We start from the raw sequence: 15,374 nt of genomic DNA on the forward strand, positions 1-15,374 counted from the left end.
CTCACAATGAGTTCAAACCAGGCTGTGAAAAAAGATTTACTACATTTTATGGACTCGTTGCAAAAAGCGGCTTAAAAACTAAGAACTTCATTTTATCTTTTTTGCAACGCTGGGGTTTAGTCAATACAAATCTGCGACTGGAACAGATTTATGGCCCACAGTATCGGTTAACCATCAAAAGCAGTCCGGGTAAAGGCACTTTTATTACATTTAAAATACCTGATATTTTGTGTGAGCCCTGATCATTTTTTTTTGATCCTCTTCATTTCAATCCTGAAAAAAACCATTTCAGGCATATAAAAACACACTCCAGTCCAATATTCTTGTCTCTTTAAAAGCGTCCCTGATAAAAATCTAATAAATAGTTTGATGGTCGGTTCCGGCAAATTTTCATGAACGATAGTCGGGGTTAACAAAGGCTTTTCTTGCTTTTTCAGGGCGCTCCATATGTGACCTCCCCGGGAAAAGCAATAATATATCAACCCGTTAACGTTTTAAAGGAGATGTAAAATGAAGTTTTCAAAAAAGGCTTTGAGTACCCTGGGAATTATCCTGGCAGTGGCTGCTTTTCTTGTATCTGCAGACTTGGCAAATGCTGCCGAGAAAAAGGTCAAGTGGAAGCTGGCCATGACATGGGGCACCAATCTGTCGCCATTTACCGATGGTGTTGCAAACATGGCAAAAATGGTTGAAACCATGAGTGACGGCAACTTTACTATCCGGATCGATTCTTCCAACAAACATAAATCCCCATTTGGCGTCCTGGACATGGTCAAACTCGGGCAGTACGATATGGGGCACTCGGCTTCATACTACTGGAAAGGCAAGGATCTTGCCCTCCTGCCATTAACAACCATGCCCTTCGGCATGACGGCGCCTGAACAATACTCATGGTTCTATCATGGCGGGGGTATGGCGTTAATGCAGAAAGCGTATGCCAAACATAATGTTCTCTCTTTCCCCGGCGGCAATACAGGGGCACAGATGGGCGGCTGGTTTGCAAAAGAGATTAACAGCCTGGAAGATCTTAAAGGCCTTAAAATGAGAATCCCGGGATTTGCAGGTGAAGTTCTGGCAAATCTTGGCTTGACCGTCACGAATATTGCCGTTGGCGAACTCTATATGGCTTTGGAGCGTGGAACCATTGATGCATTAGAGTGGGTCGGGCCCGGTATGGATATAAAAATGGGGTTTCATAAAATTGCACCTTACTACTATACAGGTTGGCATGAGCCGGCAACCGAACTTCAATTTTTAGTCAATCAGAAAAAGTTTAACACGCTTTCAGATAAGAATAAAAAAATTCTTACAGTTGCCATGAAACTTGCTGCATATGACATGTATATCCAGAATTACCACATGAGTTCGGTTGCCTGGTCTCAAATTGAAAAAGATTTTCCGAATATTAAAGTCAGGACGTTTCCAAAAGAAGTTATGGATGCGATGAAAGCTGAAAATAAGAAATTGCTTGCAGAAAAAACCCAGACAAATCCGATGTTAAAAGAAATTCTGGACTCACAACAGGGATATTCGAAACAGGCAAGGGAGTGGACAAAAATCTCTGATTATTCATATTTGAGAGATAATATCTAACCATATTTGCTACAGGCTTTCCTCAGCACAGCTTTTTGCCGGGAAAGCCTGTAAAGGTTACCTTTAAATTAAAACCGTATTCACATATAAGGTCAGTTCTTTTTTTGTGAATAAATAAAAAAAGCCATACAAAACAAGAGGTGTCAATGTTGGTAAAAATAGAAACTTTTTTTGACCGTTTTGCAGATGCCATGGGGCATTTAACAGCTGTTATTATGATAGCCATGCTATTGAATGTATTTTATGATGTCATTATGCGGTATCTGTTTAAAACCGGTTCTATTGCCATGCAGGAGATGGAATGGCACCTGTTTTCGCTGGTATTTTTAATCGGCATTTCATATGCCTTATTTAAAAACGGACATGTGAGGGTTGATATTATTTATGACCAGTTGAGTGTAAAAAAACAAGCGCTTATTAATATCGCAGGATCTGTTATCTTTTTAATCCCTTTTTCCCTTTTAATTGCTTTTGGTTCCATTGATTTTGTCCTGGAAGCTTTTCACACGGGTGAAATCAGCGGCGATCCGGGTGGCTTGACCCATAGATGGCTGATTAAGGCCCTGCTTCCTTTTTCCTTTTTCTTATTAGTCTTCTCAACCATCGGTATTATCGTAAAAAACATCAACCTCTATCAAAGCGTACATGTAAAAAGTCACAAAGAAAAAGGAGCATAAGATGGTTGGGATTATAATGTTTTTTGTCGCTCTGTTCATGCTGCTGTTTGGTTTTCCTGTGGCCTTTACATTTGGAGCGGTTTTCGTTGTTTTTGGATTTATTGCAGGTATTGTTGAAATCGGGCTTGATGGTTCTTTAGTGGAAGGATTAGTGGTGGGAAAAAACATGTTTGCTTTTATGCCCCATCGTATCTGGTCTATTATGAACAATACGATTCTGATGGCCATTCCATTGTTTATTTTTATGGGAATCGTCTTGCAGAAAACAAAACTTGCCGAGAGATTATTGGAATCCATGGGATTTTTGTTTGGAGAAATAAGGGGGGGGCTTGCCATCAGCACCATACTTGTAGGCTCCCTTCTTGCCGCTTCCACCGGTGTTGTCGGCGCAAGTGTTGTTGCCATGGGTGTCATCTCTCTGCCGGTAATGCTCAAATATAAATACAATAAAGAGCTGTCAACAGGAACCATCTGCGCCGCCGGAACCCTGGGACAGATCATCCCGCCATCCATTGTGCTTATCATTTTAGGAGATGTTTTCCAGGTGCCGGTTGGAGACCTTTTTGTCGCAGCCGTCTGGCCCGGGCTCAGTCTTGTTGGTGCCTATATTATATATATCGTTATTTATTCATATTTCAAGAAGGAAGCCGCTCCCCCGATTATTCTGCTGGCGTCTCACGGCACCAAAACAGTTCAGGTTATCACTGCCATAAAAACGATTCTACCGCCGTTAATTTTAATTATATTGGTTTTAGGTTCGATTTTTTCAGGGATAGCAACCCCGACAGAATCTGCTGCGGTCGGCGGTATCGGTGCCATTATTTTAGCTGTTTTATACCACCAGTTCTCATTCAAACTGATTCATGAAAGCGCCTTGGAAACCACAAAAATTACCGCCATGGTATTTGGTATTTTAATTGGAGCCACCGCATTTTCTATGGTTTTTACATATACCGGCGGTGATTTGATTGTTGAGGAATTTATGCTGGGGCTTCCCGGTGAGAAGTGGGGATTTATTATCCTTTCAATGGCAGCCATTATGGTTTTAGGCTTCTTTATCGATTTTATAGAAATCTCTTACATTATTGTACCCATTTTAGTGCCAATTTCTGAGGCCATTGGAATAAATCCCGTATGGTATGCCATCCTGATTGCAATGAACCTGCAGACCTCATTTTTAACGCCGCCCTTTGGATTCAGTCTTTTTTACTTGAAAGGTGTCGCACCTCCTAGTGTCGCTACAATGCATATCTATAGAGGCGTTATCCCTTTTATTCTTATTCAAGGATTAATTCTGATTTTACTAACCATATGGCCCGGAATATTTGGAATCAGCCCGATTTTATAATAGTTTATTGAATAGTTTGTCAATAGCTGGATTTGCCCGCCATGCCGTGCAAACAAAAAAGGATTTAACTCTCATTCAAGTTAAATCCTTTTGTTTTTATGGTAGGCACGAGTGGACTTGAACCGCTGACTTCTACCGTGTCAATCTGATAAGAGCCTGTTTTTATTATATTAACACTTCGTATTTATTACTTGAAAGACTTTATTAATGGGCTTTTTGAGTAATTATTTTTTTTGTTGGTTTTTGTTAATTCTTACTGTTTTTTTTTAACATGGTCACAATTTGCTCCTTCATCATTCGTTGTTCCATACAAATTTTCGGATCAAACCATGGTACCATGTCCATTTTTCCGTCAAGAACTGAAATTGCCCGGCAACTATTCCGGGACTAAGTCCTATTTTTTGGGCGAACAATTTGATTTTTAATTTTGTTGTTAAACTAGGTATTATTTCTCTACTGTCCCCTGGAAACAAAACACTTGCCGCAAAATCGTTCGCTCTTACTTCTACAGGGTCATCGCTTTCATCATTAATATATAATTTTTTCTTGTTATCGTTTAACACATGCCCGGCTTCATGAAAAAAAGAGAACCAGAATTTATCTTCACTTTTTCCTCTTAAATTGATTATGATCATTGCTTTGTTCGCGCGTAACCATTTTGTTGCACCACTCCATGGTACCTTTTTCATTTCAGGCACCAAAGAAAGAGCAACACCAGCCTGGGCACATAATTCTGTCATTTTTGGACCAAACTTTTTGGGGTCTTCCACTGTCAGTTTTCGTATCTCTGCTATGGCTTCTTTGAAACAGTTCTTGTCATATGGGGCGCATGGAATTTTTTGAGCAATAAGTTCTCCTTGTCTAATCCAAGTGGCGGCATGTCCTGGCATTGACTCGAAACAAGCGGACCTACGTGCAGCAACCTTGGGTTCGGTCCATATCTCTTTCCAGGCAGAGACATTGCTTACACCAAAAAATTTGAGAGCATCTCTTACTTGTTCGCTTTGTTTTGATGTTTTAGCAACTACGCCTCTTTTTTTTAGTTCACCAATCGGTATTATTTTTAACCAATCAAGATTGTTATTTAATTCATCAAGTTCCTTTGATTTTTCGAGTTGCTCTCGATATTTAGCCTCAAGGTTATTCCAGAATCTTGCAGGAACACCTGTAACAAGTTCAAGTTTATTTGCGGTTTCATAAATAATGGGTTGCTCACCCTTATAAATTCGATTTATTGATTGTACGGTCAATCCTGTTCTTATTGAGAGTTCTTTTTGGGTCATCCCAATTGACTCAATGGTTTCTTTTAATGTTTCCCCAGGTGGTATGGCATAATCAGGCTCGAAACCGTATTTTTCTTTTGTTTCAACCATTTTTCCCCTTAATGTGTATCTTCAATTTCTGTAATTTTTATTTTGTTGATATTTGCTTTATCCAATCCCCCATCTTTTTTCATAGGGATTGGTTTATTATTCGGTATGAACAATAAACGGTATGGATATTCAAGGTCTACAGAAAATTGTCCCTTCCTATTTCCTGTGAGTTCATGCAACCGGGCTGGTGGTAGGTGGGAAATATCACTTAAAGCTATTGCTGCGTTTAGCTCTGACATTCTTTGCATAAGCTTATTCCCCTTGGTTTGTCCTAATTCTTTTAATGCAGATTTACGTGTCGAGCATATTTTTTGTAATTTCTTTGACTTAAATGATATATCCACTGAGCATCCCTGTCAAGAAAAATATTAACATTTTATGTTAACCTTTTTAAAAAATGTGAGTTGGGCTTATTTGATTCAAGATACTGCCCTTTATAATCCAAATTTTATGAATTGCAGTAATTGTATACGAAACAGAAGCTTATCTGTCAACTCCTGGCTTTTGCCCGCCATGCCGTGCAACCGAAAAAGGATTTAACTCTCATTCAAGTTAAATCCTTTTATTTTTATGGTAGGCACGAGCGGACTTGAACCGCTGACTTCTACCGTGTCGAGGTAGCACTCTACCAACTGAGTTACGCGCCTGAATCGTTTGTTTTTTTACCAAAAGCCTTGGTTTATGTCAAGAAAAACTAACGCAAATTTCTGCTGCTTATTCTGTTGTGTCCTGATTTTCCTCCTCTGGATTTGTCGTGCTTTGAGACTCATCAAACAGGGAGGGTTGTTCTTTTTCAATAAACTTGATGAAGACGATGTCATCTATTACATCTGAAATCTCCAACCCAAAAGAATCAAAGGTTTTCAGCATGACGGCATCAGCAAACTGAGACGGTTTCCCTTTATAAAAAACTTGCATAACCGTATAGTTTGTCCCCATTTCTTTGGGCTGCAGGTTCTCAATCCCGGGCATTTGTTTAAATATTTGCTTTAATGCGATAAACCTGGGCAGAAAATTCTCCCCTTCTATTATGACATCAAAGGCATGCTCTGTTCTCAAATTCTGCGCCCAGTACGCATCAATTTTTTCACTCAGATCCTTGACTGACAGGTTGGCGGCCTTAACAATTGCATTTATATTTCCCTGCTTGTCCATCTCGTTTTTTACCGTAGCCTCTACCTGTGATGTAATGACTTTTTCTCCGGTTTCAAGATTGTATCCTTCAAGGTTGATGTTCGCATTAAAGGTTTTTTCTTCACCCATACGGTTGATGGCTTCTGACGAGCTTGCTTTCCCAAACACAATCATGTCGGCTTTCATTTCTCTGCCAAGATCCTTGGCAGCAGCAATATCATAGATAGAATCAAACGTAATATTATAAAAAGACGGATCAGGGCGATCCACGTCATTTCCTGTAACAATAAAACGATCCTGAAGCATTTTATTGATGATGATTTCCTCTGCGAGAGACTGGTAAGGGACTGGATTGTTTCCCCACCAGTATTTGGGCAGAAGATCTGATGGAGTTTTTTCTGCAATAAAAAACAGGATCACGGGTTTATCATGGTTGGCATTGAGTATTCTGGCATCTGTCAGTGTCTTTTCAAGCAGTTTGATATCCACTTTGGATTCCACACCCACAAGATAATGGCCTTTATTTTCAATTCCACCAAGAACACGATACGTAATAATATAATCCGATGTATGGGAAAGTATCTGATTGTAAAAAAAGTTAAGATTAGAGGCAAAAACCTGTCTTGAAACAAGTTCGGCAAAGGCATTCTGAACCGCAAGATTCAGTGCGTCTGATACTGCCTTCTGCTTGGCCTGCTGGATATTATGATTGACAATCCTTCTTTTGCCTGTAGTCACACCGGTTAAAACGTCAGACCCTTTGGCTGCAAATGATTGCCCGGATATGAATATGATACCGACGAATAAAACAATGAAGCTGATAGCTGGCGTTTTCTTAAACATCCTTCTTATACCTTTCTTTCAATGGAATAATCTGCGATCAGACACAAAAGCTGTTTAGATTGGCAGTCTTCAAAACCATCCAGGCATGCCTTTGCTTTTTGTACATGTTCCTGGGCTCTTTTCCGGGTATATTCGATTCCCTTATACGCAGTCAGTTTTTCTTTTAGTTTTTCAAACTGCTCCGGATTGAACTCTGCTGCCGATATGGCATCCTGCATCCACGCCTTATCCTCTGAAGATGCGTTGGCAAGGCTGTGGATCAGTGGCAGGGTCAATTTTCCCTCCCGCATATCTGCGCCTGGATTCTTTCCTAAATCTTTGGCACTTGCCGTATAGTCCAGAAGATCATCAACCATCTGAAAGGCCATCCCTAAATGAAACCCGTATTGATTCAGCGCAGCTTTTTTTTCTTTTTCTGCCTTTGCAAGGATGGCCCCGCTCTGGCAGGCCCCCTGGATCAAAACGGCTGTTTTCCTTTCAATGACTTCAAGGTATTCTCGTTCAGAAAGATCAAGTTTTCCTTTTTTCGTCAATTGGTCAATTTCCCCCTGGGACATGTCACGGGTAATTTTTGCAATGACTGAGATGATATCCGGTTCTTTCGTTTTCGCAGCAATATCAAGGGCCCGGGCCAAAAGAAAATCTCCTGTCAGTACAACTTTGGACGCAGACCATTTCGTGTGAGCGGCTTTTTTACCCCGCCTGATGTCTGCCTCATCCACGACATCATCATGTAAAAGGGTGGCGGCATGAAGATATTCAAAAATAATGGAAAATTTTATTTCAAATCCCCTATTGTAACCGCAAAGCCTTGCACTGTGAATCATTAAAAGCGGCCTCAGACGCTTCCCGCCGCTGAAAAGAAGGTGGGATGCAATCTGCCTGACCAGTTCTACATTGGGCTTTAAATGGTGTTCAAGTGCGATTTCAACCTTTTTAAGATCAGGTGCCACCTTTTCAAGGATTCTTTGTTTTAACCCTTTTGTCATACAATCTCTCCGGCAATATCATATTCAAACGCATCTGTAATTCTTACATTAACCATGGTGCCTATTTCAAGCCCATTGGCATAAATAAATATCATCCCGTCCACCTCCGGAGCCTGGAACATGGTTCTGCCAAGGTACACACCGGGTTCCGGATTTTCTTCAACAAGGACTTTAAAAATTTTGTCTACATATTTTTCATTCACTTTTTTTGAAATTTTTGCCTGGGCTGCCATGATCATGTCATGCCTTTGTTCTGCAATCTCGTAAGGGACATGCCCTTTTAGAAGATGGGATTTAAGATCATTGGAATCTGAATAGACAAATACGCCCAGGTGATCAAACCCGATATCCTCAATAAACTTCATCAGTATGTTGAAATCCTCTTCAGACTCACCCGGGAATCCCACAATAACAGTGGTTCTTAAAGCCGCCTCGGGATCAATCTTCCTGATGGTTTTAAAAAGCGCATAAAGATCTTTACAAGTATAGGGACGTCCCATTTTTTTCAATATGTTTGAAGAGGCGTGCTGGATGGGGACATCATAGTAAGAACAGATGTTTTTATTATTTTTTACCGCCTGAATGATCGGTTCTGTCAATGAGTTGGGATGGGTATATAAAAACCGTATCCAGACATGCTCCTCGTATAGGGTGACTGCCAGGGATGTAAGAACATGTTCAAACCCTGTTTTATCCTGAAAATCCTGACCATAATCGGTGGTGTTTTCAGCCGTCAGGATAATCTCTTTGACATCCCGGGAAACAAGACCTTTGGCTTCCTTGCAAATATCATCCTCTGGTCTTGACCGCTGGATGCCGCGAAGCTGAGGGATAATACAATAGGTACACTTTCGGTTACACCCTTCCGACACCTTGATATAGGCATAAAAATCTGTGATCAGCTCTCTTTGCACGGAAAGGTCCTGGAACGGTCTTTTGCTGGGATCAGGAAAAAGGATTAAGGGTTTGATGTCGCTATTCTCAACAGCTTCCACAATCTGATCAATAGCGGCAGTACCTAAAAATGCATCCACTTCAGGCAGGATGGCAACAAGATTCTCATCATCCTTATACCGCTGGGAAAGGCATCCGGTGGCGATAAGCTTTTCACATTTTCCTGTTTCCTTAAATCTTGCCATTTCCAAAAGAACATCAACAGCCTCTTCCGAGGCTGTTGATATAAATCCGCAGGTATTAACGATAATCACCCGGGCCCGGGAAGGGTCTTTCGTTATGCTGTGACCTTTTGCCACAAGCTTTCCCAGCATGATTTCACTGTCAACCTGGTTCCTTGAGCATCCAAGGGTTTCAAGGAAAATGATCATATTGCTTTGGTCATGAGGTCTCCCAGTTGTTTGGAAAATCTTGAGGGATTATCCAGCTTGCCGCCTTCACTGATGACAGCAATATCAAACAGAAGATCACTATACTCTTTTAAAACCGGGCTGGTGGTATCGGTCTCAAATATTTCTTTCATTTTACCCATGACAGGATGGTTCAAATTGACTTCCATCACCCGTTTCTGATCCGGTGTTTTCTGGCCCGAGGCTTTCATGATTTTTTCCATGTAAGCACTCATGCCATAGTCATCGCCGGACAGACAGGAGACTGAATCTTTAAGCCTGTTGGATACCACCACATCCTTGACCTTTTCTTCAAGTTTCCCTTTAAGGAAGGACAAAAGGGCTGAATATTCATTTTTCTTTTCATCATCCACTTTATCCAGATCAAGATCCCCTTTTTCTGCGCTCTTAAATTTCTTTTCCTTGTACTCGGGCAGGGACTGGGTGACCCATTCATCAATGGGGTCTACCATTAAAATGACTTCATAATCCTTTTCTTTCAAGGACTCAAGCAAAGGAGAGTTCATTAAGGATGTCAGACTTTCACCCGTCAGATAATAAATCTCTTTCTGATCTTCTTTCATGTTTTCAATATATTCATCCAGGGTGACATATTTACCGTCTGACTTGGTGGTCTTATATCTTAAAAGGGATGCCAGTTTTTCCTTATTTTCAAAATCCGTTGGGATACCGGCTTTCAAGGCCTGACCAAACTCATTAAAGAATTCTTCATACTTTTCTTTTTCCATGCCTTCCAGCACGGAAAAAATCTGTTTAACAAGATTTTTCCTGATATTTCGAACCAGGCGGTCTTCCTGGAGAATCTCACGGCTTACATTAAGGTTTAAATCAGGCGCATCCACAACACCCTGAACAAATCCAAAATATTCCGGCAGAAGTTCCTTGCAGTCATCCATGATAAATACCCGCTTGCAATACAGCTGCATCCCATGCTTTCTTTCCGGTCTGAACAGATCCATAGGCGCTTTGGAAGGCAGATACATCAAGACATCGTATTCGGTTACTCCCTCAAACTTTTTATGAATAGTTTCCAGGGGTTTGTCCCAGTTATGACTGATATGTTTGTAGAACTCTTCATGCTCTTCATCGGTCACATCATCTTTGGCTTTTGACCAGATGGCTTTTCTGGAATTCAGGGTTTCATCTGTTTTAACTTTTTTGAAGGTATCACCAATGGGTTTGCCTTCTGAATCTTTAATGAGCTCATTTTCAGGAATGGGCTCACTTTTTTCAACATTCATGATGACAGGATAGGTCACAAAATCAGAATGTTTTTTTACAATATGCTGGATGGTGTATTCTTCTGTAAAATCCTGGTCACCGTCTTCCGGGTCTTTTAAATTAAGTGTAATTGTTGTGCCGCGTGTTTCTTTCTCGATCTCCTGAACCGTATAAGATCCTTTACCATCCGATTCCCATCTGACACCCGATTCTTCACCCGGTGCCTTTGTATCGAGCCTGACCTTGTCGGCAACAATAAATGCCGAGTAAAATCCAACACCAAACTGGCCGATCAGTTCAGGTGACAATGTGTTTTCTTTTTTGGAATTTTCCACGGCTTTCATAAATGCAGCCGTGCCTGACTGGGCAATGGTCCCGATATTATCATTGACCTCATCAAAGGTCATTCCAATCCCATTATCGGAAATCTCGAAAGTCTTATTCTCAGAATCAAGAGTAAGACGAATATGATAATCATTATCATCGACAAACAAGTCCGGACCTGTCTGTTCTTTGAATCTTGCCTTGTCTATGGCATCAGAAGCATTTGAAATCAGCTCCCGTACAAATATTTCCCTGTTGGAATACAGAGAATTGATGATCAGGTGCAAGAGCTGCTGCACCTCGGTTTTAAACTTACGTGTTTTTTTTGTTCCCATGTTTACTCCTGTTTTTTGTTTTTTTAATTATTAATAATAATTGTAGCAAAAATCAAAATGTCAAGGTATGCCAGGGGAATTTCAAGCGGCAATAAATGGTTTTGTAACCTTATTATTTTTTAAATCTTTTTAACAGCCGGCCGTCAATAAAGATCAATCCCATAAAAATTAATGCCATGCCGGCAAAAACATTCCATCCAGGTGTTTCTCCCAGCACCATCATTCCCAGGAATATAGCACTCACGGGAATTAAAAAGGTGACCAGCAAAATATTGGTGGCTCCTGCCTTGGACAGTACATGAAAATAAATAATATAGGCCAAAGCTGTTGAAACGGCGGAAAGCCCGAAAAGAGCAGCCCATGTCACAAGTGCGGGGTCAAGGGTAAATGGCCGTTCGATGATAAATGCCAAAGGAATCATCATAATGGTAGAGCCTGTCAGCATTCCTGCTGACACAACCACAGGGTCAAACTCCTTGAACCTGCGACCAAAAATAGCTGCAATAGCATAGAGCAGAGCTGCACCCAGCACAGCGGCCTGACCTGCGATCTTCATTCCAACACCGCTTAAGGCTTCTATGCCAATCAGAACTGCTACACCCATCCATCCGAATAAGACGCCTGCCAGCCTGTTTGTTGTCAGCGGTTCGTCTTTTGTTAAAAAGTGGGCAAGAATCACACTGAAAACAGGTGTCGTTGCATTTAAAATAGCTGCCAGGCTTGAATCAATATATTTTTGTCCCCATGTGATAAGACTGAAGGGGATCACATTGTTCAGCATACCAATGGCCAGAAATGCTCCCCAGATGCCAAGATTCTTTGGCATTTCACGTCCCGTAAGGCGAACAAATCCCAACAGGAGAAAGGCGGCAAATCCCACCCGGCATAACACAATGGTCAAAGGTGTCATCCTTTCTACAGCAATCTCTACAAAGAAAAAAGATGCCCCCCAGATAATTGAAAGAATGACAATCAGGAACCATAGCCGGGCCCCCATAACCTGATTCATGTTTTGCATTCCTAATTTTCCTTTTTAAAACCAAAAGCGGTTTATAGTTTTTACAATAAGACAAACCAAATTAATAGACTAAATTAATAGATTTAGCCACCCGAATCTTGCGGTTTAAAAACCTCCCGGGTCATATTTATTAAAATGTTTAACCAAAGAGGATTTGAACCAAATCAACACATTGAATTTTTTGACAATACCTGCTATTAATTGGCTTTAATTTTTAAGGAATAATAATATGCATTATGAAGGTATGATGATAAGGCCGCCAAGTGAGGCCGATAGTATTTTATTACAGGTCACTTTAGGCTGTTCCCATAATAAATGTACATTCTGTGGCACATTCAGGGAAAAACGCTTTAATATAAAAAAAGATGACGTGATCTTTAAAGATATAGAATTTGCCAGAAAACACTGTAAAAGGCAGAACCGGGTGTTTATCTGTGATGGAGACGCCATGATCATTCCCCAGAAAAGACTGGTCAATATTCTTAAACAGATAAAGGATCGGATTCCCTGGGTGGAAAGGGTTGGCCTGTATGCCAACACCAAAAGTATTGGCATGAAAACCGACGAGCAATTAAAAGAGCTGCATGACCTGGGAGTTAAAATCGCCTATATGGGTCTTGAATCAGGAGATGATCAGATCTTAAAGGAGATTAAAAAAGGGGCCGATTCCGCAAAAATGATCAAAATGGGAAAACGGGTTAAACAAGCCGGCATTCAGCTGTCTATCACTGTTCTTCTCGGTCTTGGAGGACGGGAAAGATCTAAAATCCATGCCAGGGAAACCGGAAGGGTTCTATCTGCCATTGACCCGGATTTTGTGGGGGCGTTAACCCTGATGCTGGTACCGGGTACCGAACTCAACGATCAGCATGAAAAGGGGGATTTTGAACTCATCAACCCGGAAGAAATGCTTGAAGAACTGGGGTTGATGATCGCCTCAACCCATCTTTCAGACGGGCTTTTCCATGCAAACCATGCATCCAACTATCTTCCCATCAGGGCAAAACTGCCCCAGGAAAAAGAAAAAACACTTGAACTGATATCACAGGCGCTCAAAGGAAAGGTGGAGCTTAAGCCGGAATTCATGAGAGCCTTGTAACATAAATTGAATGACACAGGAGAAACAAACAATGGCCCAAGCCAAAACAAATCTTGATCAATTAACCGTCAGCACAGTCAGAACCCTTTGTATGGATGCGGTTCAAAAAGCAAATTCCGGACATCCGGGTGCACCTATGGGCTTAGCGCCTGCAGCATATGTTTTGTTCAAACGCTTTTTAAAACACAACCCCAAAAACCCGGCATGGATCGACAGGGATCGCTTTGTTATGTCCGGAGGCCATGTCTCTTCTTTGCTTTACAGCCTTCTCTATCTTATGGGTTATGGCCTTGAACTTAATGATCTGAAAAACTTCAGACAATGGGGTTCCAGAACCCCGGGACATCCTGAACGCGGAGATACCCCGGGTGTTGAAACCACAACCGGTCCTTTGGGCCAGGGAATTGCCAATGCTGTGGGCATGGCCATTGCAGAACGTCATCTGGCAGCCAGATTCAACATGAAAGAAAAAGAACTTATCAACCACCATACCTATGTGATGTGCGGTGATGGGGATCTCATGGAAGGGGTTGCCCTTGAGACGATCTCCCTTGCAGGACACCTTGGACTTGGAAAACTGATCTGCCTTTACGATGACAATTCCATTACCATTGAAGGAAAAACAGACATTTCATTTACAGAAGATGTGAAAGCAAAATTTGAAAGCCAGAACTGGCATGTGGTCACGGTTGAAGACGGCAACGACCTTGCAGAAATCCAGAAAGCCATCCAGGCAGGCAAAGATGCTGTTGCAAGACCGACACTGGTACAGATAAAAACGCATATTGCCTATGGCAGCCCCAACAAACAGGACTCTTCCGATGCCCATGGCGCACCCCTTGGAGTGGACGAAATTAAGCTGGTTAAGCAGTTTTATGGAGTACCGGATGATAAGGATTTTTATGTACCCGAAGAGGTATTGGAGAACTGTAGAAAAGCCCTGATATATGGAGAAGGGTTTGAACAAAGCTGGCAGGACCTCTTTAACGACTATAAAACTGAATACCCGGAACATGCTGACAAGTTTGTTGATGCTATCAGCGGCTTTTTAACTGAGGGCTGGGATGCAGATATTCCTCAATTCGATCCTGAAGACGGACCCATTGCCACACGGGCTGCATCGGGCCAGGTACTCAATGCCATTGCTGACAGTCTACCTGCATTAATGGGGGGATCTGCCGACCTTGCACCGTCAAATAAAACTTATCTTAACAATTCAACCGACTTTCAAAAAGATGCCTGGGAAGGGCGAAATATTCGATTTGGCGTTCGTGAACATGCCATGGGTGCCATCATGTCAGGTATGTATCTTCATTCCGGCATCCGACCCTATGGCGGGACTTTCATGGTTTTTGCCGATTATATGCGCCCGGCCATCCGTATGGCATCATTAATGAAACTACCGCTGATTTATGTGTTTACCCATGACAGCGTTGCCGTGGGCGAAGACGGCCCCACCCATCAGCCGGTTGAACACCTGGCATCGCTGCGGGCTATTCCGGGTCTTACCGTTGTAAGGCCGGCCGATGCCAATGAGACGGCTCTTGCCTGGAAACAGGCTTTAAAAACTATTGATTCACCAACGGCATTGATATTAAGCCGCCAAAAACTGCCGACCCTGGATGTGTCTCAACGGGACGGCGAGTTTAATTATGGGGCGTATACAGTGAAAAAAGTAATTGACCCTGATATGATTCTCATTGCCACTGGTTCCGAAGTCCATATCTGCGTTGAGGCAGCCGATACACTTGAAAAAGATCACAACATCAAAGCTGCCGTGGTATCCATGCCGTCCTGGGAACTCTTTGAAAAGGCCCCTGCATCCTACAGGGAAAGAATTCTGCCGTCCGGTGTGACAAAAAGAATGGCTGTTGAAGCAGGAATTTCCATGGGATGGGAAAAATACACAGGCCAGGAAGGTAAAACCATCGGCATTGACAAATTCGGTGCTTCAGCACCCGGCGGAACCGTACTCAAGGAGTATGGATTCTCCCCGGAAAATATCGTTAATAACGCGCTTGATCTTTTAAAATAACAAACCTTAAGTAGCATCTAA

13 protein-coding genes and 1 tRNA gene are annotated in these 15,374 nt (G+C 41.9%); 6 read left to right on the forward strand and 8 right to left on the reverse strand.

What is annotated here, in order from left to right; translation table 11 throughout:
- The 4 genes from HGJ91_RS13495 to HGJ91_RS13510 all read left to right on the forward strand — a co-directional run.
- Nucleotides 1–242: hypothetical protein (locus HGJ91_RS13495; RefSeq protein WP_291348337.1), on the forward strand; the 242-nt coding region annotated here is incomplete at its 5' end.
- A gap of 268 nt (nucleotides 243–510) precedes the next feature.
- Entirely contained in the window at nucleotides 511–1,593 is a 1,083-nt protein-coding gene (locus HGJ91_RS13500; RefSeq protein WP_291348338.1) for a TRAP transporter substrate-binding protein, read from the forward strand.
- A 146-nt stretch (nucleotides 1,594–1,739) separates the two neighbouring features.
- Nucleotides 1,740–2,270: a TRAP transporter small permease subunit gene (locus HGJ91_RS13505; protein ID WP_291348339.1), complete on the forward strand. Its 531-nt coding sequence runs from the start codon at nucleotides 1,740–1,742 to the stop codon at nucleotides 2,268–2,270.
- A gap of 1 nt (nucleotide 2,271) precedes the next feature.
- Nucleotides 2,272–3,618, forward strand: a complete 1,347-nt coding sequence (locus HGJ91_RS13510) for a TRAP transporter large permease subunit (protein ID WP_291348340.1) — start codon at nucleotides 2,272–2,274, stop codon at nucleotides 3,616–3,618.
- Between the two features lie 293 nt (nucleotides 3,619–3,911).
- Here HGJ91_RS13510 and HGJ91_RS13515 read toward each other — a convergent pair whose 3' ends face one another.
- From HGJ91_RS13515 to HGJ91_RS13550, 8 genes are all read right to left on the reverse strand, one after another.
- Nucleotides 3,912–4,991 carry an ImmA/IrrE family metallo-endopeptidase gene (locus HGJ91_RS13515; RefSeq protein ID WP_291348341.1) on the reverse strand — a complete coding sequence of 360 codons (1,080 nt, stop codon included), beginning with the start codon at nucleotides 4,989–4,991 and terminating at the stop codon, nucleotides 3,912–3,914.
- A gap of 8 nt (nucleotides 4,992–4,999) precedes the next feature.
- Nucleotides 5,000–5,335 (reverse strand): killer suppression protein, encoded by a 336-nt coding sequence (locus HGJ91_RS13520; protein ID WP_291348342.1) that lies wholly within the window; start codon nucleotides 5,333–5,335, stop codon nucleotides 5,000–5,002.
- A gap of 227 nt (nucleotides 5,336–5,562) precedes the next feature.
- A tRNA-Val gene (locus HGJ91_RS13525) sits at nucleotides 5,563–5,638 on the reverse strand.
- A 67-nt stretch (nucleotides 5,639–5,705) separates the two neighbouring features.
- The gene (locus HGJ91_RS13530) at nucleotides 5,706–6,968 is read right to left on the reverse strand and encodes a hypothetical protein (RefSeq protein ID WP_291348343.1); all 1,263 of its coding nucleotides are present in this window, start codon (nucleotides 6,966–6,968) and stop codon (nucleotides 5,706–5,708) included.
- 5 nt (nucleotides 6,969–6,973) lie between these two features.
- The gene (locus HGJ91_RS13535) at nucleotides 6,974–7,957 is read right to left on the reverse strand and encodes a polyprenyl synthetase family protein (protein ID WP_291348344.1); all 984 of its coding nucleotides are present in this window, start codon (nucleotides 7,955–7,957) and stop codon (nucleotides 6,974–6,976) included.
- The gene (rimO, locus tag HGJ91_RS13540; RefSeq protein ID WP_291348345.1) at nucleotides 7,954–9,282 is read right to left on the reverse strand and encodes a 30S ribosomal protein S12 methylthiotransferase RimO; all 1,329 of its coding nucleotides are present in this window, start codon (nucleotides 9,280–9,282) and stop codon (nucleotides 7,954–7,956) included. The genes HGJ91_RS13535 and rimO overlap by 4 nt, the downstream gene beginning before the upstream one ends.
- Entirely contained in the window at nucleotides 9,279–11,201 is a 1,923-nt protein-coding gene (gene htpG / locus HGJ91_RS13545) for a molecular chaperone HtpG (RefSeq protein WP_291348346.1), read from the reverse strand. Before htpG ends, rimO begins: the two co-directional genes overlap by 4 nt.
- 112 nt (nucleotides 11,202–11,313) lie before the next feature.
- On the reverse strand, nucleotides 11,314–12,219 hold the full coding sequence (locus tag HGJ91_RS13550; RefSeq protein ID WP_291348347.1) for a DMT family transporter: 906 nt from the start codon (nucleotides 12,217–12,219) through the stop codon (nucleotides 11,314–11,316).
- A 229-nt stretch (nucleotides 12,220–12,448) separates the two neighbouring features.
- Here HGJ91_RS13550 and HGJ91_RS13555 point away from each other — a divergent pair, with 229 nt between their 5' ends.
- Nucleotides 12,449–13,318, forward strand: a complete 870-nt coding sequence (locus HGJ91_RS13555; RefSeq protein WP_291348348.1) for a radical SAM protein — start codon at nucleotides 12,449–12,451, stop codon at nucleotides 13,316–13,318.
- Between the two features lie 31 nt (nucleotides 13,319–13,349).
- On the forward strand, nucleotides 13,350–15,353 hold the full coding sequence (gene tkt, locus HGJ91_RS13560; protein ID WP_291348349.1) for a transketolase: 2,004 nt from the start codon (nucleotides 13,350–13,352) through the stop codon (nucleotides 15,351–15,353).
- Nucleotides 15,354–15,374: the final 21 nt, after the last annotated feature.

This window comes from Desulfobacula sp., from assembly GCF_014237455.1.
Classification (GTDB): domain Bacteria; phylum Desulfobacterota; class Desulfobacteria; order Desulfobacterales; family Desulfobacteraceae; genus Desulfobacula.